The organism is Streptomyces sp. NPDC017991, from assembly GCF_044328075.1.
In the GTDB taxonomy this organism is placed as follows: Bacteria; Actinomycetota; Actinomycetes; order Streptomycetales; family Streptomycetaceae; genus Streptomyces.
In genome coordinates this window covers 276,701-302,190 of sequence record NZ_JBIRGP010000004.1, presented here as the reverse complement: position 1 = coordinate 302,190, position 25,490 = coordinate 276,701, and the positions used below count along the sequence as shown (strand labels likewise).

Here is a 25,490-nt window from a genome sequence, read left to right as displayed (position 1 = left end):
GGCGCCGATTCGCGTGAGCCCCTGTGGACAACTCCGCGGCTGTGGAAAACACCCCAGCTCAGCGGGGAGGACGAGACCCGGACCGGTCCGCTACTTGCGGAACTGCTCCGCGCATCGGCCGTCCTCCAGCAGGTACTTCTCCGCCCACATGCCCAGTTCCCTGAGCGCGGGCTCCAGCGCGGAGCCGGCCTCCGTCAGCCGGTAGGAGACGCGCAGCGGCGGCCCCTCGTCGACCTCGCGCACCACGACTCCGACACCCGCCAGTTCGGTGAGCCGGTCGGAGAGCATCCGCTCGCTGATGCCGGGGATGGCCCGGCGCAGGTCCGCGAAGTGCACGGGGGCAGGCATGAGGACGGCCACGATCGGGCCCGTCCAGCGCTTTCCGATCACCTGGAAGACACGGGTGATGCCGTCGTCGACCCGCCTGCACGACGCAGCGTCGTGGTTTTCCTGGACCGCCATGACTTCAGGGTACTTGCCGTCCCGTACGGGGATGAAAAAAAGTAAGCTCCTGTGTTATTCATAGTTACGAACAAAAAAGCAAGACCGTGAGCGGGCGCTGTTCCGGCCCACCCGCGACCCGACCCTTCGAACACCGCAAATGGAGAACCCATGGCCACCCTGCTGCACGTGGACTCGTCCGTCCTTCCCGGTTCCGCCTCGGCGTCCCGCTCCGTCACGGACGCCTTCCGCAAGGCCTGGGAGGAGCAGCACCCGGAGGGCACCGTGATCTACCGCGACCTCTCCGCGCACCCGGTCCCGCACATCACCGCCGACGCCCACAGCGCCGTATTCGCCGACCCGTCGGAACACACCCCGGAGCAGGCCGCGGCCTTCGCCGCGCGCCTGGAGTTCATCGAGGAACTGGAGCAGGCGGACGCCGTCCTGATCGGCGCGCCCATGTACAACTTCTCGATCCCGTCGACCCTGAAGGCGTGGGTGGACAACGTGGTCGTCGTCGGCCGCACCGCGGGCGACACCCAGTCCGCCAAGGGCACCCCGGTCACCGTCGTGGCCAGCCGCGGCGGCGCCTACGGGCCGGGCACGCCCCGCGAGGGCTACGAGTACGTACAGAACTACCTGGGGGCCGTCCTCAAGGACATGCTCGGCCTGGACGTCGAATTCATCGTCCCGGAGCTCACGATGGCCCCGCACATGCCGGCGCTGGCCGACCTGGTCCCGCTCTTCGAGGCGTCCCGCGACAAGGCCCTTGAGGACGCGGCCGCCAAGGGACGGACCCTCGCCGAGCAACTCGCCCCGAAGGCCGCCTGACGCCCCGGCCTCCACGCCCCACCGCACAGCGCCGCACGGACACGCGCCTCGCCTCGCCCCGCCGCCGCGGGCGGGGCGCGCGTCACGCGCCCGCGAGCCTGTTGATCTCCTCGGTCTCCAGCACCCGGACCCCGGACTCGCCGCGAGCCACGGCGACCATCGCCAGACCGACCTGCTCCGTAGTGGTGATCCAGCGGGGCGCCAGCTTCCGCAGGAGGGGCAGCAGACGCCCGGTCGCCGCGTAGACCACCCGGTAGACCCGCGTCTTGGACGTGATCCCGTGCAGCGGCTGGATGAGCCCGGGCCGGAACATGTACGCGTCCACACCGTCCAGCGCGAGCAACGCGTTCTCCGTCTCCCCCTTGACCCGCGCCCACATGACCCGCCCGCGCGCGGAACTGTCGGTCCCCTGCCCCGACACGTAACAGAAGGCCAGCCCCGGACTCGACGCGGCCACCGCGCGCGCCACGGAGAGCGTGAGGTCGTACGTGACCTTGCGGTACGCGGCCTCCTTCATGCCCGCCGACGAGACGCCGAGGCAGAAGAAGCAGGCGTCGTACCCGGAGAGTTCGCCCTGCGGCCCGTCGAGGTCGGCGAGGTCGGTGAGATCGGCCCGGACGACCTCGCGCAGCTTCGGATGCGTGACCCCCACCGCCGTACGGCCGATCACGAGCACGCTCTCGACCGCCGCGTCCCGTAGGCACTCCCGCAGAACCCCGCGCCCGACCATCCCGGTCGCCCCGAAGAGGATCACCTTCACAGAGCCCCACTCCCACCACGTAGTCCGGACAGGCACCCTAGGCCCTCCGGACCGTGAGATACGTCACCGTCGAACCTCCGCACACGGACCGCTCATTGGCCGGGGCACCCGCCGCCTGTACGACGACTGCGAGTCCGCTGTAGCCGATCGCGCCGCCCGCCCGCTCCCCGCGCCCCCAAGGACGCGGAGACCCACCACGCAACGGAAACTCCCGGAACTCAAGTGTCCCCTCGACGCCCCCTACCGCCCCTTCCCATCCAGCCCCGACAGACCCACCGGGCGAGCGCTCCCACAAGGACTGAGACGAAGATCGCTCCCCAGTCGATGACATGCGGAAGCCCGGGAAAGAAAGCGAAGAACGCGAACGCCACCGCAAAGCCCGCCACGAACGCGACGACCCCGGCCGAGCGCCGTCGCGACTTCTCCTGCTGCTCCCGCTCTTGCTGCTGACCGATCATGAACAGCTCACTTCGTAATGTGATGGCACTGACTCACTCGCCGCACCCCTGTCACGTAGAGGTGCGCACACGCCTTTCCATAACGAGGCAGCGTGCGAGGAGAGTTGTTCCGCATCGGATCGATCTTGCACTCGGGGTGCGTCCGCCCGCGGGACGTCCGGTAGGTCTTGTTGCTGGTGTTGCCATACGTGAAGTCGATCCGCCAGTTGCAGAAACCGCTGCCGAGCGCGGCGACGAAAGCACAGTCCACACCGGCGTTCTGGTAGGTGATCCTCTTCCCGCCACCACGGATGATGTGTGTGAACAAGCAGCCGGTCGGGACCTTCATGGTCATGCCACCGACGCTGTACTCGAAGGTTCGGACCGGGGTCGACCCGACGGCGCCGGCCTGCGCCACCGAGGGACTCGTCAGCACGAGAGCGCAGGCGGCAGTGGCGGCAATGACGAGCCTGGATCGAAAAAGCGCGGCCATGAACAATTCCTTCCGGCGGAGAATCTCTTCCGACCGGAATGAACTCCGTCACGTCGATCATGTTCCTGGATGATGGGATGGTTCACCGACTTGAGTGATCACGTGGTATCCCGCTGACAAGCTGAGTCGTTTCTCCGACCACCAGCCCATCGAACTGCCCTCCGGCCACCCCTGACGGACCTCCGACCGTCGTCCAACGCGCCCGCATCGACCGCCCCACAAACACACGACGGCCCCAGCCGTGAGATACCTCACCGCCAGGGCCGTGCCGCGTCGTCGGTCGGTCGGAGGGTGGCGCCGATGATGTGGCGGGGGAACGAGAAACGGGCCCCCGTCAGAACTTTCGTTCTGACGGAGACCCGTCTCCACTGGTGCGCGAGGGGGGAGTTGAACCCCCACGCCCTTTCGGGCACTGGAACCTGAATCCAGCGCGTCTGCCTATTCCGCCACCCGCGCATTGGGTGTGTCATCCGTCTCTCACCAGGTGGGTGAGCGCCTTCCGACATCGAGAAGATTAGCACGCTGGAGGGGGTGGATTCACATCCGTTTCCAGGGGCGGCAAGGGGCCGGCGGGAGGTCCGCGACGCGGTGACCGGCCTCCGCGTCATCCCGTCGTCACCAGCACGACACCAGCACGGCCGACTCCCGTGGCGCCCCGGATCCCACCGGCCCCGGCTGCCACGTACCAAGCGGAACCGGTTCACGTATCAACCTCGTACCGGTCCCGGCCATCTCCCCGTCAGGGGGCCGGGGTCCGCTGCCGCGTGCGGGACACTGTGGTGGGGCCGCCTCTACGATCCTTCCCATACGGAGTGCCTCGGGGGAGTTCGAAGAGGGACTTCGGCGGGAACAGCGGGAGGGGACTTCAGTGGGCGTCGACATCTGTCGACCGGGCCGACAGGGGGAACCAGCCGATTTCCCGGCGCGTGGATACGATCAGTAAGCAGTACCAGGGCGACGACACAGGAGGAGGTGCCCCATGGGAGTCCTGAAGAAGTTCGAGCAACGCCTCGAAGGTCTGGTCAACGGCACCTTCGCCAAGGTGTTCAAGTCCGAGGTCCAGCCGGTGGAGATCGCGGGAGCGCTCCAGCGCGAGTGCGACAACAACGCCACCATCTGGAACCGGGACCGCACCGTGGTCCCCAACGACTTCATCGTGGAGCTGAGCACGCCCGACTTCGAGCGTCTCAGCCCCTACTCGGGCCAGCTCGGCGACGAGCTGGCCGGCATGGTGCGCGACTACGCCAAGCAGCAGCGTTACACGTTCATGGGCACCATCAAGGTCCACCTGGAGAAGGCGGACGACCTCGACACGGGCCTGTACCGGGTCCGCAGTCGTACGCTCGCCTCCTCCGCCAACCAGCAGGGCGCTCCCGAGCGCGCCCCCGCGGGCCCGCCCCCGGCGGCCGCCCGCGGCCAGGCAGGCGGTCAGCCGGGTGGTCAGGGCGGTGGCTACGGCTATCCGCCCGCGGCCGCTCCGCCCATGCCCGCCGCACCGCCGCCCGGACGTCCGGGCGGCTCCCCCGCGGGCCAGCGGCCCGCCGCGGCCCCGCAGCCTGGTGGACGTACGCGGCACTGGATCGAGGTCAACGGCACCCGCCATCAGATCTCGCGCCCGACGCTCGTGCTGGGCCGCAGCACCGAAGCCGACGTGCGGATCGACGACCCCGGCGTCTCGCGCCGGCACTGTGAGATCCGGACCGGAACGCCCTCGACCGTCCAGGATCTTGGGTCCACCAACGGCATCGTGGTGGACGGGCAGCACACCACCCGCGCTACGCTCCGCGACGGCTCGCGGATCGTCGTGGGCAGCACCACCATCATTTACCGGCAAGCCGAAGGGTGAAGCGGGGGCAATGTCAGAGCTGACCCTCACGGTCATGCGGCTGGGTTTCCTGGCCGTACTGTGGCTGTTCGTGATCGTGGCCGTGCAGGTCATCCGCAGCGACCTGTTCGGAACGCGTGTCACACAGCGCGGGTCGCGACGGGAAGCCCAGAGGCCGCAACAGGCCGCTGCGCGCCAGAGCGCACCGCCACCGCAGCGACAGCAGGCGGCGCCCAGCGCCGGCGGCCGTCAGCGCCGCGGCGCTCCCACCAAACTCGTCGTCTCGGAGGGCATCCTCACGGGCACGACCGTTGCCCTTCAGGGACAGACCATCACGCTGGGCCGCGCACACGACAGCACCATCGTGCTGGACGACGACTACGCATCCAGCAGGCATGCCAGGATCTACCCGGACCGTGACGGCCAGTGGATCGTCGAGGATCTCGGGTCCACCAACGGCACGTATCTCGACCGGACCCGATTGACGACCCCCACGCCGGTTCCGCTGGGCGCGCCGATCCGCATCGGCAAGACCGTCATCGAGCTGCGGAAGTAGTACGACAATGAGCGAGCGGAGCGAGCGAGCAGCGGCGGTCCCCACGACGGACCCCGGCGCGCTCCCGACCGGAGGGTGGGCACCGTGCGGATGTACCCGGAGCCGACGGGCGAGGTGCGCATGAGTCTGTCACTGCGCTTCGCCGCCGGATCGCACAAAGGCATGATCCGAGAGGGCAACGAGGACTCCGGTTACGCCGGCCCGCGGCTGCTCGCGATCGCGGACGGGATGGGCGGCCAGGCCGCCGGGGAGGTCGCCTCGTCCGAGGTGATCTCCACGATCGTCGCGCTCGACGACGACGTGCCCGGCTCCGACATCCTCACCTCGCTCGGCACGGCCGTGCAGCGCGCCAACGACCAGCTCAGGATGATGGTCGAGGAGGACCCCCAGCTCGAAGGCATGGGGACGACCCTCACCGCCCTCCTGTGGACCGGTCAGCGGCTCGGCCTCGTGCACGTCGGCGACTCGCGCGCCTATCTGCTGCGGGACGGCGTGCTGACGCAGATCACGCAGGACCACACGTGGGTGCAGCGCCTCGTCGACGAGGGACGGATCACGGAGGAAGAGGCGACCACCCACCCGCAGAGGTCCCTCCTCATGCGCGCGCTGGGCAGCGGCGACCACGTCGAGCCCGATCTCTCCATCCGTGAGGTCCGCGCCGGCGACCGGTACCTGATCTGCTCCGACGGGCTCTCGGGCGTCGTCTCCCGTCAGACGATGGAGGACACCCTCGCCAGCTACCAGGGCCCCCAGGAGACCGTTCAGCAGCTGATCGAGCTCGCGCTGCGCGGCGGCGGCCCCGACAACATCACCGTCATCGTGGCCGACGTCCTCGACATCGACGGCGGGGACACCCTCGCCGGGCAGCTCTCCGACACCCCGGTCGTCGTGGGCGCGGTCGCCGAGAACCAGAACCAGCTGCACGACAACGGCGCCATGCAGACGCCCGCCGGCCGCGCCTCCGGCCTCGGCCGTCAGGTGCCCGGACAGGGCGGCGGCGAGTTCGGCCCGCCCGGCAGCGGCGACGCCACCGGTTACGTACCCACCGGAGGGTTCGGCGACTACTCCGACGAGGACTTCGTCAAGCCGCGCTCCGGCCGGAAGTGGCTGAAGAGATCCTTCTACATCGTGCTCGCGCTCGGCGTCATCGGCGGCGGACTGTACGGCGGCTACCGCTGGACACAGACGCAGTACTACGTGGGCGCCAACGACGAGCACGTCGCGCTGTACCGCGGCATCAGCCAGGACCTCGCCTGGGTCTCGCTCTCGAAGGTGGAGAAGGACCACCCGGAGATCGAACTCAAGTACCTGCCGCCGTACCAGCAGAAGCAGGTCAAGGCGACGATCACCGAGGGCGGTCTGAACGACGCCCGGTCGAAGATCGACGAGCTGCAGACGCAGGCGTCCGCGTGCAAGAAGGACGCCGACCGCCGCAAGGCCGATAGCGAGCAGAACGCGAAGACCGGTGAGGGCGAGGCCGGCGGGGTCACGGGAACCACTCGGACCTCCGCCGCGTCCAAGGCCACACCGACGCCGACGGCGACCCAGTCGGGTCCGTCGTCCGACCCGTCCAAGTCCACGACCGCACCCACTCCGACACCCGGCCCCAGCCTCTCCGACGAAGAGCAGAAGCTGGTCTCGCTGTGCGGTAAGCAGTAAGCAGCCGTGAGGGGCCCTGTCACACGATGAGCAGTACTTCCAACACGTCGACGCACCACACGTCCACGATCGGCTCGATCGGCACACCGAGCCGGCGCAACACCGAGCTCGCGCTACTGGTGTTCGCCGTGCTCATCTCGGTGTTCGCCTACGCCAACGTCGGTCTGGCCATGAACGGTTCGGTGCCGCCCGGCCTGCTGAGCTACGGCCTCGGTCTCGGCCTGCTCGCGGGCGTCGGCCACCTCGTCGTACGGAAATTCGCACCGTACGCCGACCCGCTGATGCTGCCGCTGGCCACGCTGCTCAACGGCATCGGCCTGGCGGTCGTGTGGCGCCTGGACCAGTCACAACGACTGCAGGCCAAGGACACCTTCTTCGAGGCCGCTCCCCGCCAGCTGCTGAACTCCGCGCTGGGTGTCGCCCTGTTCGTGGTCGTACTGGTCTTCCTCAAGGATCACCGCGTCCTGCAGCGCTACACCTACATCTCCATGGTCGCCGCGGTGATCCTGCTGCTCCTCCCGCTGGTCCCGGGCCTCGGCGTGAACGTCTTCGGCGCACGGATCTGGATCAAGATCCCCGGCCTCGGCACCATCCAGCCCGGTGAGTTCGCGAAAATCGCCCTGGCGGTGTTCTTCGCGGGCTATCTCATGGTGAAACGCGACGCCCTGGCCCTGGCCAGCCGCCGCTTCATGGGGCTCTACCTGCCGCGCGGACGTGACCTCGGCCCGATCGTCGTCATCTGGGCCCTCTCCATCCTGATCCTGGTCTTCGAGACCGACCTCGGCACCTCGCTGCTCTTCTTCGGCATGTTCGTGATCATGCTGTACGTCGCCACCGAGCGGACCAGCTGGATCGTGTTCGGCATGCTGATGTCCGCGGCCGGCGCCGTCGGCGTGGCCTCCTTCGAGTCGCACGTCCAGCAGCGCGTCCAGGCCTGGCTCGACCCGATGCGCGAGTACGAGCTCAGCCAGCAGGGCGTCATCGGCCACACCGAGCAGTCCATGCAGGCCCTGTGGGCCTTCGGGTCCGGCGGCACCCTCGGCACCGGTCTCGGCCAGGGCAACTCCGACCTCATCGGCTTCGCCGCCAACTCCGACTTCATCCTCGCCACCTTCGGCGAGGAGCTGGGCCTGGCCGGCGTGATGGCGATCCTGCTGATGTACGGCCTGATCGTGGAACGCGGCGTACGCACCGCCCTCGCCGCCCGCGACCCCTTCGGCAAGCTGCTCGCCATCGGGCTGTCGGGCGCCTTCGCCCTCCAGGTCTTCGTGGTCGCCGGCGGCGTCATGGGCCTGATCCCGCTGACCGGTATGACGATGCCGTTCCTGGCGTACGGAGGTTCGTCCGTCATCGCCAACTGGGCACTCATCGGCATCCTGATCCGCATCAGCGACACCGCCCGCCGGCCCGCGCCGGCCCCCGCACCCAACCCCGACGCCGAGATGACCCAGGTGGTCCGACCGTGAACAAGCCCCTGCGCCGGATCGCGATCTTCTGCGGGCTCCTCGTCCTCGCCCTGCTCATCCGCGACAACTGGATCCAGTACGTCCAGGCGGACTCGCTGAAGGACGACACGAAGAACCGCCGCGTCGCCATCGCGCGCTACGCCACACCGCGCGGCGACATCATCGTCGACGGCAACCCGATCACCGGGTCCACCAAGACGAACGGCGACGATTTCAACGACTTCGAGTACAAGCGCACCTACAAGGACGGCGCGATGTGGGCCCCCGTCACGGGCTACGCCTCGCAGGCCTTCGGTGCCACGCAGCTGGAGAGCATCGAGGACGGCATCCTCACCGGCAACGACGACCGGCTCTTCTTCCGCCGCACGCTCGACATGATCACCGGCGAGAAGCAGGAGGGCGGCAATGTCGTCACCACGCTCAACGCCGCCGCGCAGAAGGCCGCGTACAAGGGGCTGCTGAAGCAGGGCAAGGGCGCCGTCGCCGCGATCGACCCGGAGACCGGCGCGATCCTGGCGCTGGCCTCCACTCCCTCGTACGACCCCTCGACCTTCGCCGGGAACTCCACCAAGGTCGACGGCAGCGCCTGGACCAAGCTGCAGAAGAAGAACAACAAGGACGACCCGATGCAGAACCGGGCGCTGCGCGAGATCTACCCGCCCGGATCTACCTTCAAGGTGGTCACGGCCGCGGCGGCGCTGGAGCACGGCATCGTCGACAGCGCCGATGAGAAGACGGACTCGCCGCTGCCGTACACCCTGCCGGACACCACCACCGAGCTGAAGAACGAGGGGAACATCCCCTGCAAGAACGCGACGCTGCGCGAGGCGCTGCGCGTGTCCTGCAACACCGTCTTCGGCAAGCTGGGCGTCGACGTCGGCAAGGAGGACATGCTGGAGACGGCGAAGAAGTTCGGCTTCAACGAGGAGCAGTTCGTGCCGATCCGCTCCAGCGCCTCCAACTTCCCCGAGAAGATGGACAAGCCGCAGACCGCGCTCAGCTCGATCGGTCAGTTCGAGACCGCCACGACTCCGCTGCAGATGGCGATGGTCGCCTCGGCCGTCGCCAACGACGGCACGCTCATGAAGCCCTACATGGTCGACAAGCTCCAGGCGCCGAGCCTCGACGTCATCGAGCAGACCGACCCCGAGAAGATGAGCGAGCCGCTGTCCGAGAAGAACGCCCAGATCCTTCAGTCGATGATGGAGACGGTCGTCAAGGAGGGCACCGGCACCAAGGGCCAGATCAACGAGAGCGGCGTCACCGTCGGCGGCAAGACCGGTACCGCCCAGCGCGGTGTCGACAACAGCGAGAACCCGTACGCCTGGTTCATCTCGTACGCGAAGCTCGACGACGGCAGCTCCCCGGTCGCCGTCGCCGTGGTGGTCGAGGACGAGAGTGCCAACCGTGACGACATCTCCGGCGGTGGTCTCGCCGCTCCGATCGCGAGGGACGTGATGAAGGCAGTCATCGACAGCAAGAAGTGACCCCGCTCACGTCCCCATCACATCGGTGCACGGTGCGATACCGGTCCTGTATCGGGTGACGGTTGTGGCCAGGTCAGTCAAGGCGGTCCGGGTACGGTATGCCCGGACAGCACACCGCCGGACCACACGTGGTGTGGTCGGGACCGTCGGAAAAGGCTGGTAGGTAGCTATGGAAGAGCCGCGTCGCCTCGGCGGCCGGTACGAGCTGGGCCACGTGCTCGGCCGTGGTGGCATGGCGGAGGTACACCTCGCCCATGACACCCGGCTCGGCCGCACGGTAGCGGTGAAGACGCTGCGAGCGGACCTCGCGCGCGACCCGTCGTTCCAGGCCCGCTTCCGCCGGGAGGCCCAGTCGGCCGCCTCGCTCAACCATCCCGCGATCGTCGCCGTGTACGACACGGGTGAGGACTACATCGAGGGCATCTCCATCCCGTACATCGTGATGGAGTACGTCGACGGGTCCACGCTGCGCGAGCTGCTGCACTCCGGGCGCAAGCTGCTGCCCGAGCGCACCCTGGAGATGACCATCGGCATCCTCCAGGCCCTTGAGTACTCGCACCGCGCCGGCATCGTCCACCGCGACATCAAGCCCGCGAACGTCATGCTGACGCGCAACGGCCAGGTCAAGGTCATGGACTTCGGCATCGCCCGTGCGATGGGCGACTCCGGTATGACGATGACGCAGACCTCGGCCGTCATAGGGACGGCGCAGTACCTCTCGCCGGAGCAGGCCAAGGGCGAGCCGGTCGACGCCCGCTCCGACCTGTACTCGGCGGGCTGTCTGCTGTACGAGCTCCTGACGGTGCGCCCGCCGTTCATCGGGGACTCCCCGGTGGCGGTCGCCTACCAGCACGTGCGCGAGGAGCCGCAGCCGCCGAGCGTCTTCGACCCCGAGATCACGCCCGAGATGGACGCCATCGTCCTGAAGGCGCTGACCAAGGACCCGGACTACCGCTACCAGTCCGCCGACGAGATGCGCATCGACATCGAGGCCTGCCTCGACGGCCAGCCGGTCGCGGCCACCGCGGCCATGGGCTCGGTCGGCTACGGCGGCTACCCGGACGACCAGCCGACCACCGCCCTGCGCTCCTCCGACGGCCAGCACACCACGATGCTGCCTCCGCAGAACCCGGACGACGGCGCCTTCGGCTACGACGACCGGGCCGGCCGGCGCCGCCAGCAGAAGAAGAACAACACCTCGACGATCCTGCTGGTCGTCGCCGGTGTGCTCGTGCTGATCGGCGCGATCCTCATCGGCAAGTGGGCGTTCAGCGGCGACGGGGGCGGCGGGGACAACACGTTCGACGCGCCCAACTTCGTGAACCGGACCCTGACCGACGCCAAACAGATGGCGTCCAACCGCGAGCTCGAACTCACGATCAACAAGAAGCCGTGCGAGAACACGCCCAAGGACAGCGTCTGCGACCAGACCCCGGCCGCGAAGACAGAGGTCAAGAAGGGCGACACGATCACGCTGACCGTGTCGACGGGGGCGCCGAAGGTGGCGGTTCCCAACGTCATCGACGACCCGGTGGACACGGCGACCAAGAAGCTTGAGGGCGAGAAGTACGAGTTCGAGGTCAAGACGGAGAGCAAGGAGTCCAGCGAGGACCCGGGCACCGTCCTCGACCAGGACCCGTCCTCGGGCGAAGAGGTGGAGAAGGGCTCCACGATCACTCTCACCGTCGCCAAGAAGAAGGAACAGTCCACCGTTCCCGACGTCGGCGGTCAGAGCTGTGACCAGGCCAAGGCCCAGATGGATCAGAACGATCTGACGGGTACCTGCACCGAGGTGGAGACCGACGACGACAACCTGGTCGGCAAGGTCGTCTCGACCTCGCCGCAGGCGGGCTCGCCGGCCGACCCGGGGTCCACGGTCACCATCCAGATCGGCAAGGCGAAGCCGGAGGAAGAAGAGCCGCAGAAGTTCGCCATGCCGAAGGTGACCCAGATGACCCTCGCGCAGGCCAAGCAGGTCCTCTCGCAGAGCCAGCTCCAGGTCGGCAACATCCAGGGCTCGCAGGACGACAACGCCATCGTCCTCGCCAGCGACCCGGGGCAGGGCAACGAGGTGAAGGCCGGCGACAAGGTCAACCTCGTCACGGTCGACGCCGGCGGGAACAACGGCGGCAACGGCGGCGGCTTCCTCGGAGGCGGCTCGGGCTGACGCCCCCTCCGTCCCACCGGATGACGACGAGGCCCCGGCCCCCATCTCAGGGGGCCGGGGCCTCGTCGTCGTACGGGGTGGGCGCGGGACCCGTCAGCGCAGCTCCGCCGGGGGCGTCCGTTTGTCGTCCACCTTCTCCACGCGGTCCAGCTCGCCCCAGACCACGTACCGGTAGCGGGACGTGTAGACCGGCGTGCAGGTCGTCAGCGTGATGTACCGGCCCGCCTTCGCCCTGCCCGACTCCTTGGGAACGGGCCCCAGGACGTTGACGTTGTACTTCGACGTCTCCGGGAGCGTCGCGTAGACCTTGTAGACGTACCAGTCGTCCTTGGTCTCGAAGACGATCGCGTCGCCCTTCTTGAGCTTGTCGATGTTGTGGAACTTCGCGCCGTGGCCGTCGCGGTGGGCGGCCAGCGAGAAGTTGCCCTTCTTGTCCTGCGGGAGCGCGGACTTGACGGGGTTCGTGTAGTAGCCGGCGATGCCGTTGTTGAGCAGTTTCGTGGAGGTGCCCTTCTTGACCAGCACCTCGCCGTTCTTCATCGCCGGGACGTGCAGGAAGCCGATGCCGTCCTTGGTGTCCAGGCCGACCGGGCCGCGGTCCTGGGCCCAGTGGTCGCGCACCTTGTCGCCCTGCTTGTCGGCCTCGCGGTCCGCGATCACGTTCGTCCACCACAGCGAGTAGGCGACGAACAGGCCGAGGACCAGGCCTGCCGTGATCAGGAGTTCGCCCAGGACGCTGACGGCCGTCGCGATCGGGCCGCCGCCACGCCGCCGCGGCGCGGGCGGGGACGCCGGCGCGTCCGTGTGCTCTTCGTGGTCGGTCGTCGCTGCCACTGCGTTTTCCCCGTCTGGTGTCTCAGAAAGCTGTTCAGAAAGGCGTTCAGGAGGTGCTCAGGAAGGTGTTCAGGAACGTGTTCAGGAAGCTGTGCGAAAAGTGTTCAGGAAGCTGTGCGGGGTCCTGCCCGCGCGGTCAGCCGACGAGTTCGTCCGGTTTGCCCTTGTCGCGCGAGCGTTCCTCGACCATCGTGCCCCAGACGATCATCCGGTACTTACTGGTGAATTCCGGCGTGCAGGTGGTGAGAGTGATGTAGCGGCCCGCCGACTTGAAGGTCGACCCCTTGGGAACCGCGTCCAGGACGGACGTGTTGCTCGGCGACGTCGCCGGCAGGATCGAGGCCATCTTGTAGACGAAGTACTTGTCCTGCGTCTCGACGACGATCGGGTCACCCGGCTTGAGACGGTTGATGTAGCGGAACGGTTCGCCGTGGGTGTTCCGGTGACCCGCGAGGCCGAAGTTGCCCTTCTTGGCGTCCGGCATCGCGGTCTTCAGGCCTTCCTCGGCGTAGTGGCCCACCATGCCCCGGTCCAGGACCCGCTTCTTGTCGATGCCCTCGGCGATCGGTACGACGACGTCGAGCTTCGGGATGTGCAGAAGAGCGAAGCCCTGCCCCGGCTCGAACGTGCCCGGAGCGCCCTTGCCGCTCGCCCAGTCGTCCTGGAGGCTGCTCGCCTCACTGTCGGCCTGCGCGTGGGCCCGTATGTTCGTCCAGTACAGCTGGTAGGTCACGAACAGCAGCATCAGTACACCGGTGGTGATGAACACCTCGCCGATCGCGCGGCTCGCCATCACGGCCGCCCCGGGCTTGCGCGCCTTCGCCGCTCGCCTGGCCGCCGCGCGCGAGACGGGCGCGTCGGTCCCGTCGGTCCCCGACTGCTCCTCGTGCACCCCGCCGGTGTCGGTACCGCCGTGCCGTCCATGGCGTCTGGAGGCCTTGCGCCGGGCCGCACGGCCTCCCGGGGCACCCGAGGGCCCGGGAGCCGTCACGGGGCCCGCAGAGGGCGTTGCGGACGTCTGACGCCCCGCTGCGGACTCGATGTCGGCGACACGCAACGCGACCGTCTCGTCGGCGGCCGGAGAAGCCTCGTACGACGGTGCGTACGCCTCGCTGTACGGCGGACGCACCTCTTGATACCCGGGGTACGCCGTCTGCGCCTGCCCGTACGACTGCGGGGGCCCGGTGTACGCCGACTGCGGGCCCGCCTGGACGGGCCCCGCCTGGGCGTAGGGCTGCTGGGGTTGCTGGGGTTGCTGGGACTGCGGACGCTGCGAATGCTGGGGTTGCGGCTGCGGTTGCGCGTATGGCTGCTGCGTATGGGCCTGGGGTGCGGCGTACGGCTGTTGCGACGCTGCCGGTGCGGTCGGTGCCGAGTAGCCGTGCGCGGGCTCCGCCTGCCCACGGCCCGCCGCCTCCGCGTACGCCGAGGCGTTCTGGTTGTTCTGGACGTTGCTCTGGGCGTTCTGCCCGACGCTCCAGTCAGGTGCGTACGTCTGCGGGTCGTACCACCCCTGCTCCGACGCCGCCGGCTGCCGTCGGCCCGGCAGGGGATCACTGAGCGGGTCCGCCAGCCCGTCCACGGCGGCCCGCATCGCGCCGCCTGCGCCCGGCGCCTCGAACGCCGCAGCGCCCCCGTACCCGGCGTCCTCGCCGTACGGGGCTGCACTGTCGCGCTCGGGGCGCAGCGCGGTCACGCCGAGACCCTGCCCACCACCGGGGCGAGCCCCACCGACCTGGCCACGGCTCCCTGGTCGCCGCACTCGGCCAGCCAGTTGGCCAGCATGCGGTGACCGTGTTCGGTCAGCACGGACTCGGGGTGGAACTGCACTCCCTCGACCGGGAGTTCGCGATGTCTGAGACCCATGATGATCCCGTCGTGGGTACGGGCCGTGACCTCAAGGTCGGCCGGCACGGTCCCGGGCTCGGCGGCCAGCGAGTGGTAGCGCGTGGCGGTGAAGGGCGACGGCAGTCCGGCGAACACACCCCGGCCCGCGTGCTCCACGAGCGAGGTCTTGCCGTGCAGCAGCTCGGGCGCGCGGTCCACCACCCCGCCGTACGCCACCTGCATCGACTGCATCCCGAGGCAGACCCCGAAGACGGGGACCCCGGTCGCGGCGCAGTGCCGCACCATGTCGACGCAGACCCCCGCCTCCTCGGGTGTGCCCGGTCCGGGCGACAGCAGCACGCCGTCGAACCCGTCCTGCGCGTGTGCCATCGCCACCTCGTCGTTGCGCAGCACCTCGCACTCGGCGCCGAGCTGGTAGAGGTACTGGACCAGGTTGTAGACGAAGCTGTCGTAGTTGTCGACGACGAGGATCCGCGCGGTCACTGGTTGTCCACCGTCACATCGTTGAAGGGGAGCAGCGGTTCGGCCCACGGGAAGACGTACTGGAAGAGCACGTAGACCACCGCGAGGGCCAGCACGATCGAGAGCAGTGCCTTGATCCACGTGTTCCCCGGCAGAAGCCGCCAGATAAAGCCGTACATGCCGTCCCTTCCGTCGCACCACGGCACCAGACTCACGCCGTACCCACCCAGACTAACGGCGTAGAGCCTCCGGTTTCCCAGCCTCCACGGGCTGGGTTTCGTCAAGGTGTGCCCAGACGATCAACCGGTGACTGTGGCCCCATTCGGGGTCGCACGTGGTCAGCGTCAGATAACGGCCCTCTCGCGTGTACCCGGACTTCTTCGGGACGGGGTCGATGACTGCTGTGTCACTCGGCAGCGTCCGGTAGGGCTTGGTGTCGACGCGGTACGTGAACCAGGACGTGCCGTCGGTCAGCACCACCGGGTCCCCCGGGCGCAGCCGGGGGAAGTCCTTGAACGGGTCCCCGTACGTCCGGCGATGGCCGGCGACGGCGAAGTTGCCCCGCTGACCGAGCTGCGCGGTGCTCGCGTAGTGGCCCAGACCCTTCTTGAGGGTCTTCGTCCTCGTGCCTTCGAGCACGGGCTTGTTCCACGTGAAACCAAGCCTCGGGATGTACATGACGGCGAAGGGCCTGCCGTCCTTGTACGCGGCGGGCTTCGCCGGAGCCGTACCCGGGCTCTCCGTGGTGGACGCTTTTCCGGGCTCGGCCGTCGCGGAGTTCCTGGCCCACTGTTCCTGCAGCTGCTCGATCTGGTCGTCCATCGCGGTGTCGGCCTTCACGCCCGTCCAGAACAACACGTAGACCACGAAGAGCACGATCACGGTGCCGACCGTGATGCACAGCTCGCTGAACGTCCTGACGACCGCTCGCACCGACACAAGGTCCCCCAGTGGCAGCTGTTCCCGTACTCCACAGCCTTCTACCCCGACGGCCCTCGCCGCACAGGCTCTTGGGAACTCTTGGGAATCGGGTCCGCCGCCCCGGCGCCCCGCTGCCCCGCTACTCCACCGGCTTCGCGTAGTGGAGATCCACCGTGCCCGAGTAGCCGGGCATGGTGCGCGTCCCGTCCTCCTCGACCTTCCAGCCGAGCCCGTAGACGTTGACGTACACCATGTAGTTCTGGATCGCCGGGGACGCCGAGAGGGCTTCCTGGAGCTTCTCCGGGTCTCCGACCGCCTGGATCTTGTACGGGGGCGAGTAGACGCGGCCCTGGAGGATCAGGGTGTTGCCGACGCAGCGGACGGCGCTGGTGGAGATCAGACGCTGGTCCATGACCTTGATGCCCTCGGCTCCGCCCTGCCACAGCGCGTTGACCACGGCCTGCAGGTCCTGCTGGTGGATGACCAGGTAGTCGGGCTGCGGCTCGGGGTAGCCGGGGAGTTTGGCCGTCGCGTTCGGGGGCGCGTCGTTGAGAGTGACGGTGAGGGCCTTGCCCTTGAGTTTCTGGGTGCCCGCGTGCTTCTCCAGGGCGGCGAGCTTGGCCGCCTCCGCCGCGGTACTGCCGTTGTCCCGCTCGGCGAGGGTCTCGACGTCGTCGCGCAGCGAACCGTTGCTCTCGTCGAGCTGCCCGTTCTTGTGGCTGCGCTCCTGGATGAGATCGGAGAGCTTCAGCAGCGAGGCGTCCGTACGGATGTTGGTGCCGTTGGCCGTGTCGAAGCTGGTGAAGAAGATCAGCCCGGCCAGCGCGAAGACGGCCATGGTCAGCAACCGAACCGGCCGAAATCGCCGGATACGGCCAGGGCTGGAACCCGACTGGGGAGAGTCGGCGGAATTGCTCAACGTACCCTTATCTCCTTCGGCGCCGCGGAAGCACTACGCTAACGGACGCCCGGGGGAGCACTAAGAGTCCCCTTGTACGCTGCCCCGGCAGCCCACGTTCCCTGCGCGGTCACGCAGCGCATCGACAGGAGAGACCCTCGTGCCGAAGTCACGTATCCGCAAGAAGGCCGACTACACGCCGCCCCCGGCGAAGCAGACGACCAACATCAAGCTGAACAGCCGTGCCTGGGTCGCCCCGGTCATGCTGGCCATGTTCCTCATCGGACTGGCCTGGATCGTCGTGTTCTACGTGACGGACGGCTCGCTGCCGATCGACTCCCTGGGCAACTGGAACATCGTGGTCGGCTTCGGCTTCATCGCGGCGGGATTCGGCGTCTCCACGCAGTGGAAGTAGCTCCCGCCCGGCGTGCCGAGGGCTTGTACGGATTCCGTACGAGCCCCCGTCCGCAAGCCCTGGCCCAAGGTGTCCGCTGAGTTATCCACAGCGATTTCCACAGTGGGGAAAAGGTCAGAAGATCTGTGGATAACCCGCTCGGGACTGCCGTCATGTTGACGCCGGTGTGACTGACCTACTGGGATCCGGAAGCATGTTCGCCCCCTGTCCTGCCTGGGGAAACCCAGGTCAGCGACAGGGGGCACACTTGTTCCCCAACAGCATGCACAAGATCCGCCACGGTCTGTGGACAACGTGGACGCTCAGGTGAGCTGACCGGTCCTGATGAGTGTCATGACCACAACCGCGAGCAGCACCAGCGCGCACGCGCCGTACTGGATCAGCGCACGTCGCTCCCGGGGCGCGTGCACCATCGCGTAGCCGATGAGGACACCGCCGACGAGGCCGCCGATGTGGGCTTCCCAGGCGATGTTGCTCCACCCGAAGGTGAAGATCAGGTTGATCACCAGCAGGGCGATGACCGGGCGCATGTCGTAGTTGAGCCGGCGCATCAGGATGGCGGTCGCACCGAAGAGACCGAAGATCGCTCCGGAGGCACCGAGCGAGGGCTGATTCGGCTCGGCGATCAGATACGTGAGCGCGCTGCCCGCGAGGCCGGACACCCCGTACAGGGCGAGATAGCGGACGCGGCCGAGTGCCGCCTCCAGGGGGCCGCCGATCCACCACAGGCTGAGCATGTTGAAGGCGATGTGGATATAGCTCCCGTGCAGGAACATCGCCGTGACCATCCGGTACCACTGGCCCTCGGCGACACCCTCGACATCTCCGAGGACCGGCACGAACGCCCGGCCGATCAGGTCGAAGCTGTCGGTGAAGCGGTCGCCCACGGAGAGCTGGACCAGGTAGACGGCGAGATTGAGCCCGACGAGGATCTTGGTGACGAGCCGGGGGTCCGAGGCGACCGTGCCGCCCGCGAGGGTGCGCGGCTGGGAAGCACTGGCCGGGTGCCCGGTGCCGGAACCCTCCCGTACGCACTCGGGGCACTGGAAGCCGACCGAAGCGCTGATCATGCACTCGGGACAGATCGGGCGCTCGCACCGGGTGCAGCGGATGCCGGTCTCCCGGTCCGGATGCCGGTAGCAGGTAGGCAGACTCGGGGCTCCTTGCGGTCCCTGCGGGCTGCCTGGCGCCTGATCCATCGGGTTCCCCTCATCCTTCTGTACGCGCTGGGTACGCAACGCACCGCCCCGCTCATCCTTACGGACGAGCGGGGCGTTTGGTTCCCTGCGGAAGCCCCTCCGGCACCGGGCCGGAGGGGGCTCACCGGCAGGGGAGTCCGCGGTGTCGGGTCAGCGGGTCTCGACGACGACCGACTCGATGACGACGTCCTTGACCGGGCGGTCGGTGCGCGGGTTGGTCGGCAGCGAGACGATGGCGTCCACGATCTTCTGGCTGGCTCCCTCGGTGACCTCACCGAAGATGGTGTGCTTGCGGGTCAGCCACGCCGTCGGGGAGACGGTGATGAAGAACTGCGAGCCGTTGGTGCCCGGGCCGGCGTTCGCCATGGCCAGCAGGTACGGCTTGTCGAAGGCGAGGTCCGGGTGGAACTCGTCCTCGAACTCGTAGCCGGGGCCGCCGGTGCCGTTGCCCAGCGGGTCGCCGCCCTGGATCATGAAGCCGCTGATCACGCGGTGGAAGACCGTGCCGTCGTAGAGCTTGTCCGTCGTCTTCGCACCCGTGGCCGGGTTGGTCCACTCACGCTCGCCCTTGGCGAGCTCCACGAAGTTCCGGACCGTCTTGGGCGCGTGGTTCGGCAGGAGCCGCACTTCGATGTCGCCGTGATTGGTCTTCAGGGTGGCGTAAAGCTGCTCGGCCACGATCTGCCTTCCGTTGTCCTTTGTGACTCTCCGATCCTCGCACGGACCGCGCCGCCAGTCCTCCGTCACCGCCGTACACACCGGTTCAGCCGCTTCGCACCAAACAGGCGCGCGGACCGGGGATCCATGGCATTGTCGTCGCAGACTCCTGTTGCACCGTATTGATCGGTTATTGCACCAAGTACACCCGGAGTCACCATTCATGACCCGGATGCCTGTCCTCACATGCCCCGAAGCGCTCCGGCAGGCATGATCCGGATAAGGGTGGAAAGGCGAACTGTGACTTTCCGGGGGACGGCCCCCGAGCCCCCATGTACGCCACCGAGGAGGAGGATCCCGTGACCCGCAAGGACAGCGTGCGCGCGGCAGCCGAGTCGGCGAAGGACAGCGTGCGGCACGCCGCGGAAGTGGTGGCGCCCTACGCCGACACGACAAAGGACCGAGCCACCCACTACGCGCATGAAGCCCGTGTGAAGCTCGCACCCAAGGTGTCGTCCACCGCCGTCACAGCCGCCGAACAGGCACGCACTCAGTACGCCGCCCATCTCGCCCCACGTATCGAGCAGGCGCGCACCCACGTGCCGCCGAAGGTCGACCACGCCGCGCACGAGGCCGCCGTTCGTACACGCAAGGCCGCTCAGCAGGCGGCGGACTACTCCCGCCCACGGATCGAGCAGGCCAGGGCCGCGGCAGGGCCCGTCCGCGAAGAGGCGGCGTCCCGGAGCGCGGCGGCGCTGGCAGCTCTGCGCGGCCAGGTCTCGGCCAAGGAGATCGAGAAGCTGGTCCGCAAGCACGAGCGGCGGGCCAGGAACGGCCGTCTCGCCAAGAAGCTGGCCGTTCTGGGCCTCCTGGCCGGTGGCGCCTTCGCCGCCTGGAAGTGGTGGGACAAGCAGGCCAACCCGGACTGGCTGGTCGAGCCGCCCGCCGCCACCGAGGTCCCGGAGACCGGGCGACTGACCTCGGTCGACGGCAGCGGCCAGGAAGACCTCGACCCCGAGGTCCAGGCCAAGCAGGCCGAATCGGAGGCAGCGGACCGCACCGAGCGCGGCTGACGCGTCGGGCACGCCTGCCGTGCGCGACGCCGATACCGGGCATGTCGATACCGGGCATGCCGCGATCGGGCATGTCGATACCGGGCATGTCGAGATCGGGCATGGTGAAGAGCTGTAGGGCAGCAGGCTTCAAGTCTGCTGCCCTACAGCCATGTTTCACGTGAAACAGGCACCGTCCCGCGAGGTGCGCTACGCCCGTCTGACGCGTCGGCAGCCCCCGGCAGTCTCGCGGTGTCGTTGTTTACGTCCGGGAGCCGCGATGACGTTTGCAACCGACCGACTGTGCAACATTCGCGCCAATCCGACTAACGGAGCGCAGCGTTCTGGTTACGCACTTTCGTTCACACCAGCTCACGCATGCCTTCACGACTCCTGCATGCCACCCCCACGTCACCCGAACCCCCGCAACGGCGGCCACGCACCCCTCCCCCTGGGCACTTCTTTGCGCAAACAATTGCAAAGATCGCAACGAAAATCCTGTGACGCACATCACCGCACATGACCCAATGGAGTCTCAGCGCCCCAGGAAAGGTGCATCTTGAAGATTGATCAGGCCACGTCATGTCACGACGGTCGGTCAATTCCTTCCCGCCCCGGGCCCGTTGAGAAGGCCGACGCGGAGCGGGATCAGCGCGAAACCGCGTGAGATCAACATTCTTCACCGGCGAGACGCCCAGCAGCACAGGCAGCAGCACGGACGGAGGAACGGCCGGTTCCCCACGGGCCCCGGAAGGGCCGGCACCTCACCGGTCCCCCGCCTCGCCGCATGAGAAAACCCCCTCCGACCTGCGTAAAGCCGGTCGAAGGGGGTTCTTCTTGTGGAGCCTAGGGGAGTCGAACCCCTGACATCTGCCATGCAAAGACAGCGCTCTACCAACTGAGCTAAGGCCCCGAAAGGGAGGCAGGCACCGGAAAGATCTCCCTCCGGACCACCACCGCAGACCAGAGTACCGGGTCACCCCGGGTATCCCGCAAAAAGATTGGGGGTCCCCGTGCACGACCACTCTCCGTAAGATGCTCGACGTGGTTCGCTACAGCGAACCACGGTACTTGGGGAAGCGATGGGGAGACGCGCATGGACGCCGCACAGCAGGAAGCAACCGCGAGAGCCCGGGAGCTGCAGCGGAACTGGTACGGGGAGCCGCTGGGGGCGCTCTTCCGTAGGCTCATAGATGACCTGGGCCTCAATCAGGCCCGTCTGGCGGGGGTGCTCGGTCTGTCCGCGCCCATGCTGTCTCAGTTGATGAGCGGCCAGCGCGCCAAGATCGGCAATCCCGCGGTGGTCCAGCGCGTACAGCTGCTGCAGGATCTCGCAGGTCAGGTGGCGGACGGCAGTGTCAGCGCCGCCGAAGCCACCGAACGGATGGATGAGATCAAGAAGTCCCAGGGGGGCTCGGTGCTCAGCAACACCACGCAGTCGACGGCCACTTCGGGCGGTGCGCCCACGGTGAAGCGCGTGGTGCGCGAGATCCAGTCACTGCTCCGCTCGGTGTCCGCGGCCGGGGACATCATCGACGCGGCGGACACCCTCGCCCCGACCCACCCGGAACTGGCAGAGTTCCTCCGGGTGTACGGAGCCGGCCGCACTTCCGACGCGGTCGCCCACTACCAGTCCCACCAGAACTGAGTACACCGCCCGGCAGCCGAACACCCCGCCACCGGAGCCCCGTCAGGGCTTCCGGCAGCCGGAAGCCAGGCAGCCGGGCACCTCGGAAGAGGCCACCGCGGTACCGACCGCCGAAGGGGGAGCGACGCACGACCATGGGTGAGGTCTTCGCCGGCCGGTACGAACTGGTCGACCCGATCGGACGCGGGGGAGTCGGTGCCGTCTGGCGCGCCTGGGACCACCGGCGGCGCCGGTACGTGGCCGCCAAGGTGCTCCAGCAGAGCGACGCCCACTCGCTGCTGCGGTTCGTGCGCGAGCAGGCGGTGCGGATCGATCACCCCCATGTGCTCGCTCCCGCCAGCTGGGCGGCCGACGACGACAAGGTCCTGTTCACCATGGATCTCGTCGGCGGGGGTTCGCTGGTCCACCTGATCGGGGACTACGGCCCGCTGCCACCGCCCTTCGTCTGCACCCTGCTCGACCAGTTGCTGGCGGGGCTCGCCGCGGTGCACGCGGAGGGGATCGTGCACCGTGACATCAAACCCGCCAACATCCTGCTGGAGTCGACCGGAACGGGCCGTCCGCGGCTGCGGCTGTCCGACTTCGGCATCTCGATGCGTCTCGGTGAGCCGCGGCTCACCGAGACGAACTACGTGGTGGGAACGCCCGGTTACTTCGCGCCCGAGCAGTTGCTCGGCGCCGACCCGGACTTCCCCGCCGACCTCTTCGCCGTGGGCCTGGTGGCTCTCTTCCTCCTGGAGGGGGCCAAACCCGATGCCAAGGCGCTGGTCGAGCACTTCGAGGCCCATGGCACGCCAGGCGCCCCGAAGGGGATTCCCGAGCCGCTGTGGCAGGTCGTGGCGTCTCTGCTCGAACCGGACCCGCACGCCAGGTTCCGCACGGCCAACGGAGCGCGCAAGGCGCTCGTCTCGGCCAGGGAACTCCTCCCGGATCCCGGCCCCGACGACGAGCTGATCGAGATATTCGACCAACTCGGCCCGCTGCCGACGGGCTTCGGCCCCGAAGGCCCCTTCTCGAACTCGGCTACCACGGCTGGCACGTCGCCCCGGGCGACCGCCTCCGAACAGACACAGGGGCCAGGACCGTGGCCGGAACAAGGTCAGGACCAGCGGACGGGCACGACGTGGGGTGCGGGGTCGGGCGCAGCGTCAAGTGCGGCGTCGGGCGCGGCCTCTCCGGAGGCCGATACGGGAGCCGCTTCCCCGGCGGACGGTCCCCCGGCGGCTGTTCCCTCCCCGGCCTCTTCCGCATCCGGGCGGTGGACCGGTGGCATACCGCCCCAGCCGACCATCGATCCCGTCCCTCCGCAGCCCTCCACCCCGTCGGACACCGGCAGCTTCCACCTGCCGCCCCCGCTGCGAGAAAAGCCGTCCCTCGCTCCCCCCGCCCCCCACGGACTCCCGGATTCCGCCTACTCCCCGTCGCAGTCGTACGAACCCACACACGTGCCCTCCCCCCAGGCCCCGTACCCAACGGCCCCCGCCCCCGCGCCCGCGCCACAACCGCTGCCGCAAGCGCCACCACCGGCACTCCCTCCGCCCCAGTCCATACCCCTGCCCTTGCCGCTGCCGCTGCCGCTGCCGCAGTCACAGCCGCGTGAGACAGCCTCCACTGCTTCGTACACCGCTCAGGGCGTACGGGTTCCGCCTCAGCCGCAGCCGGTCGCGCGGCACCGCGCCAGACGGTCACGGCGGAGGCCCGGACCGCCCATGGCGGTGACGGTTCCGGTGCTCCTGCTCGCGCTGATCTGCTTCGCGGTCGGATTCTGGGCACTGGCGCGGCTCTGAACCGGGCCCGGTCCCCCCGGCCCACCGGCCGGCAGAACTGTCGAGCTACCGGACCCGGGACCGGCCGTACGTCCGTGAAGCTCCGCCGCCGGGACCGGGCAGGGCGCCATCGGGCGCGTCCGCTCCCGCCCGCCGCCGGGCGACCACCGCCCACATCGCGAGCCCCAGCACCAGGACGCAGCCCATACCGATGCCGCCCACGGCCACCGCCTTCATCGCGGCGTTCTCGCTCGAAGACCCACCGTCACCGCCGTCTCCACCGGTCGCCGCGCTGCCGCTCGCCGCGGCGTCCTTGTCCTTCGCGGTGACCTCGAAGACGTCGCGCGGCACGGCGGCACCGCTGTAGGCCGGTGCCTCCCCGGCCGTGCCCCCCACCCGCACGCGCAGCGTCAGCTCGAACGGTCCGTCGCCGAACTTGTCCGACATCTCCGCCGAGAGATGCACGACGAGGTAGTACCAGCCGGCGAACCGCATACCGCCGACCTGGTCGTCGGCGGCGAACCGGTTCTCGTACGCGACCGGAGGCAGCGGTTCCAGCGCGGTCTGCTTCCGCGAGCCGTCGTATCCGGTGTCCGCGTCGTCCACCAGGGCGCGTACGGGGTTGTGGAGCGACATGACGAGCACGTTTCCCAGATACCCGTCGCCGCTCGCCGGGCCCAGTTCGGCGGTGGCGTCCATCTGCTGTCCCCAGTCGACGGGAACGCGGTAGAAGAGCGTCTGCCCGGCCTGGATCCCGTCCTTCCAGACGCCCTGCTCCAGCGAGCGCGCCCCACTGAAGCCCGTACCGCCCTCACGGGCCAGGGCGGGACCTTCGAGAGCCTGGGGGGAGGCGGAGTCCCACACCTGCGGGGCGGCCGTCGAAGCGGCTTTCTCCAGCGCGGGCTCCGAGACGTACTGGAGTTCCAGCTCCCAGTCGTCCAACGAGGAACCGGGCCCGCTCGTACGCTCGACGAGCACCGAGTACGTACCGGCTCCCTTGCAGGTGTACGCGCCGGGGCCGGCCCTTCGCGACGCCCAGGCGGTGAGCGGGCGCGGGCTCTCGGTGGGTCCGAAACGCGCGATGCCGGCGTCTCCGGAGAAGCAGCTGTGGCCGTCGGGGTCCTGGAGGGACACCTTGATGCCGTCCGAGTACACGACCTTCGTGCCCGGCTTGGGCACGGCGGTGGCCGACACGTACGCGCTGGACGCGCTGGACGCACTGGACGCGCTGGAGACCTCGTCGAGCCGCAGCGCGTAGTACTGCTTTCCGTTGTCGCGGATGGTGCTCCGGTAGTGCGTGCCGGGTGTCAGAGGCTCGGCGTCGACGGTCTTCGTCGCGCCCTCGATCCGCTCGGCGTCGACGGCGAAGCGGTACGGAGGGGGAGCGTCGGCCGCGGTCGCCGTCGTCACGTGGCCCACCGGTGCCGCGACCGAGAACAGCGCCGCCGCCCCTGCCAGGACCGTACGGCCGCGCCACCATCCCGTGCGCCGCCCCATGACGCCGCCCCCTCGCCGTAATCCGGACCTCGCTCCACGGGCTCCCGCGGGGCGGCGCCGTCGCTTTTCCGGCCCTGTCCCGAACGCCCGCGAAGCCTCGACCATCCTGCCCCTCGGACCGCCGCGCCGCGCCCTCTTAGGTGACACAAGCGCATCCTGTGACGTTCGGCC

Annotated in this window: 23 protein-coding genes and 2 tRNA genes; 11 read left to right on the top strand and 14 right to left on the bottom strand. The window is 68.6% G+C overall.

The genetic code is table 11. The annotated features are described in order from the left end of the window. Positions 1-90 precede the first annotated feature (90 nt). Entirely contained in the window at positions 91-462 is a 372-nt protein-coding gene (locus ACH4DZ_RS14085) for a helix-turn-helix domain-containing protein (RefSeq protein WP_189771308.1), read from the bottom strand. A gap of 150 nt (positions 463-612) precedes the next feature. Between ACH4DZ_RS14085 and ACH4DZ_RS14080 the strand changes: the two genes are divergently transcribed. After that, positions 613-1,272, top strand: coding sequence for an FMN-dependent NADH-azoreductase (locus tag ACH4DZ_RS14080; protein ID WP_398287320.1), 660 nt, complete (start codon positions 613-615; stop codon positions 1,270-1,272). 82 nt (positions 1,273-1,354) lie between these two features. Here ACH4DZ_RS14080 and ACH4DZ_RS14075 read toward each other — a convergent pair whose 3' ends face one another. From ACH4DZ_RS14075 to ACH4DZ_RS14065, 3 genes are all read right to left on the bottom strand, one after another. Further along, positions 1,355-2,032, bottom strand: coding sequence for an NAD-dependent epimerase/dehydratase family protein (locus ACH4DZ_RS14075; protein WP_398287319.1), 678 nt, complete (start codon positions 2,030-2,032; stop codon positions 1,355-1,357). A gap of 465 nt (positions 2,033-2,497) precedes the next feature. Continuing rightward, entirely contained in the window at positions 2,498-2,962 is a 465-nt protein-coding gene (locus ACH4DZ_RS14070; RefSeq protein WP_398287318.1) for a hypothetical protein, read from the bottom strand. A gap of 369 nt (positions 2,963-3,331) precedes the next feature. Continuing rightward, positions 3,332-3,418: transfer RNA gene (locus ACH4DZ_RS14065), tRNA-Leu, on the bottom strand. A gap of 523 nt (positions 3,419-3,941) precedes the next feature. Between ACH4DZ_RS14065 and ACH4DZ_RS14060 the strand changes: the two genes are divergently transcribed. The 6 genes from ACH4DZ_RS14060 (at position 3,942) to pknB (ending at position 12,122) form a co-directional block, all read left to right on the top strand. Continuing rightward, positions 3,942-4,808 carry an FhaA domain-containing protein gene (locus ACH4DZ_RS14060; RefSeq protein WP_398287317.1) on the top strand — a complete coding sequence of 289 codons (867 nt, stop codon included), beginning with the start codon at positions 3,942-3,944 and terminating at the stop codon, positions 4,806-4,808. 10 nt (positions 4,809-4,818) lie between these two features. Next, positions 4,819-5,343 carry an FHA domain-containing protein gene (locus tag ACH4DZ_RS14055; protein WP_398287316.1) on the top strand — a complete coding sequence of 175 codons (525 nt, stop codon included), beginning with the start codon at positions 4,819-4,821 and terminating at the stop codon, positions 5,341-5,343. Between the two features lie 90 nt (positions 5,344-5,433). Next, a complete protein-coding gene (locus ACH4DZ_RS14050; RefSeq protein ID WP_398287741.1) occupies positions 5,434-7,002 on the top strand; it encodes a Stp1/IreP family PP2C-type Ser/Thr phosphatase in 1,569 nt (522 codons plus the stop codon). Between the two features lie 26 nt (positions 7,003-7,028). Further along, positions 7,029-8,468 carry an FtsW/RodA/SpoVE family cell cycle protein gene (locus ACH4DZ_RS14045; RefSeq protein ID WP_398287315.1) on the top strand — a complete coding sequence of 480 codons (1,440 nt, stop codon included), beginning with the start codon at positions 7,029-7,031 and terminating at the stop codon, positions 8,466-8,468. Continuing rightward, complete coding sequence (locus tag ACH4DZ_RS14040; protein ID WP_398287314.1) at positions 8,465-9,955, top strand: peptidoglycan D,D-transpeptidase FtsI family protein; 1,491 nt, start codon at positions 8,465-8,467, stop codon at positions 9,953-9,955. Before ACH4DZ_RS14045 ends, ACH4DZ_RS14040 begins: the two co-directional genes overlap by 4 nt. Positions 9,956-10,124: 169 nt before the next feature. Continuing rightward, positions 10,125-12,122 carry a Stk1 family PASTA domain-containing Ser/Thr kinase gene (gene pknB, locus ACH4DZ_RS14035; RefSeq protein ID WP_398287312.1) on the top strand — a complete coding sequence of 666 codons (1,998 nt, stop codon included), beginning with the start codon at positions 10,125-10,127 and terminating at the stop codon, positions 12,120-12,122. 93 nt (positions 12,123-12,215) lie between these two features. Here pknB and ACH4DZ_RS14030 read toward each other — a convergent pair whose 3' ends face one another. The 6 genes from ACH4DZ_RS14030 to ACH4DZ_RS14005 form a co-directional block, all read right to left on the bottom strand. Next, on the bottom strand, positions 12,216-12,956 hold the full coding sequence (locus tag ACH4DZ_RS14030) for a class E sortase (protein WP_398287311.1): 741 nt from the start codon (positions 12,954-12,956) through the stop codon (positions 12,216-12,218). 136 nt (positions 12,957-13,092) lie between these two features. Beyond that, positions 13,093-14,652, bottom strand: a complete 1,560-nt coding sequence (locus ACH4DZ_RS14025) for a class E sortase (RefSeq protein WP_398287310.1) — start codon at positions 14,650-14,652, stop codon at positions 13,093-13,095. Beyond that, positions 14,649-15,287, bottom strand: a complete 639-nt coding sequence (locus ACH4DZ_RS14020; RefSeq protein ID WP_398287309.1) for an aminodeoxychorismate/anthranilate synthase component II — start codon at positions 15,285-15,287, stop codon at positions 14,649-14,651. Before ACH4DZ_RS14020 ends, ACH4DZ_RS14025 begins: the two co-directional genes overlap by 4 nt. Further along, the gene (locus ACH4DZ_RS14015) at positions 15,284-15,445 is read right to left on the bottom strand and encodes a hypothetical protein (protein WP_107017874.1); all 162 of its coding nucleotides are present in this window, start codon (positions 15,443-15,445) and stop codon (positions 15,284-15,286) included. The genes ACH4DZ_RS14020 and ACH4DZ_RS14015 overlap by 4 nt, the downstream gene beginning before the upstream one ends. A gap of 52 nt (positions 15,446-15,497) precedes the next feature. Next, a complete protein-coding gene (locus ACH4DZ_RS14010; RefSeq protein ID WP_398287308.1) occupies positions 15,498-16,199 on the bottom strand; it encodes a class E sortase in 702 nt (233 codons plus the stop codon). 127 nt (positions 16,200-16,326) lie between these two features. Continuing rightward, positions 16,327-17,106 (bottom strand): DUF881 domain-containing protein, encoded by a 780-nt coding sequence (locus tag ACH4DZ_RS14005; protein WP_398287307.1) that lies wholly within the window; start codon positions 17,104-17,106, stop codon positions 16,327-16,329. 139 nt (positions 17,107-17,245) lie between these two features. Between ACH4DZ_RS14005 and crgA the strand changes: the two genes are divergently transcribed. Next, positions 17,246-17,500: a cell division protein CrgA gene (gene crgA / locus ACH4DZ_RS14000; protein ID WP_398287306.1), complete on the top strand. Its 255-nt coding sequence runs from the start codon at positions 17,246-17,248 to the stop codon at positions 17,498-17,500. A 302-nt stretch (positions 17,501-17,802) separates the two neighbouring features. Here the strand turns inward: crgA and ACH4DZ_RS13995 are convergent, their stop codons facing one another. Beyond that, positions 17,803-18,699: a rhomboid family intramembrane serine protease gene (locus ACH4DZ_RS13995; RefSeq protein ID WP_398287305.1), complete on the bottom strand. Its 897-nt coding sequence runs from the start codon at positions 18,697-18,699 to the stop codon at positions 17,803-17,805. Between the two features lie 150 nt (positions 18,700-18,849). Then, positions 18,850-19,377: a peptidylprolyl isomerase gene (locus tag ACH4DZ_RS13990; protein ID WP_398287304.1), complete on the bottom strand. Its 528-nt coding sequence runs from the start codon at positions 19,375-19,377 to the stop codon at positions 18,850-18,852. 338 nt (positions 19,378-19,715) lie between these two features. On the opposite strand from ACH4DZ_RS13990, the gene ACH4DZ_RS13985 reads away from it, so the two are divergent. Beyond that, positions 19,716-20,429 carry a DUF5324 family protein gene (locus tag ACH4DZ_RS13985; protein WP_398287303.1) on the top strand — a complete coding sequence of 238 codons (714 nt, stop codon included), beginning with the start codon at positions 19,716-19,718 and terminating at the stop codon, positions 20,427-20,429. Positions 20,430-21,248: 819 nt separating this feature from the next. Here the strand turns inward: ACH4DZ_RS13985 and ACH4DZ_RS13980 are convergent. Beyond that, positions 21,249-21,321: transfer RNA gene (locus ACH4DZ_RS13980), tRNA-Ala, on the bottom strand. Between the two features lie 183 nt (positions 21,322-21,504). Between ACH4DZ_RS13980 and ACH4DZ_RS13975 the strand changes: the two genes are divergently transcribed. Then, positions 21,505-22,056, top strand: a complete 552-nt coding sequence (locus ACH4DZ_RS13975) for a helix-turn-helix domain-containing protein (RefSeq protein ID WP_398287302.1) — start codon at positions 21,505-21,507, stop codon at positions 22,054-22,056. A gap of 134 nt (positions 22,057-22,190) precedes the next feature. Beyond that, positions 22,191-23,843: a serine/threonine-protein kinase gene (locus tag ACH4DZ_RS13970; RefSeq protein WP_398287301.1), complete on the top strand. Its 1,653-nt coding sequence runs from the start codon at positions 22,191-22,193 to the stop codon at positions 23,841-23,843. A 45-nt stretch (positions 23,844-23,888) separates the two neighbouring features. Here the strand turns inward: ACH4DZ_RS13970 and ACH4DZ_RS13965 are convergent, their stop codons facing one another. Then, a complete protein-coding gene (locus ACH4DZ_RS13965) occupies positions 23,889-25,319 on the bottom strand; it encodes a hypothetical protein (protein WP_398287300.1) in 1,431 nt (476 codons plus the stop codon). Positions 25,320-25,490: the final 171 nt, after the last annotated feature.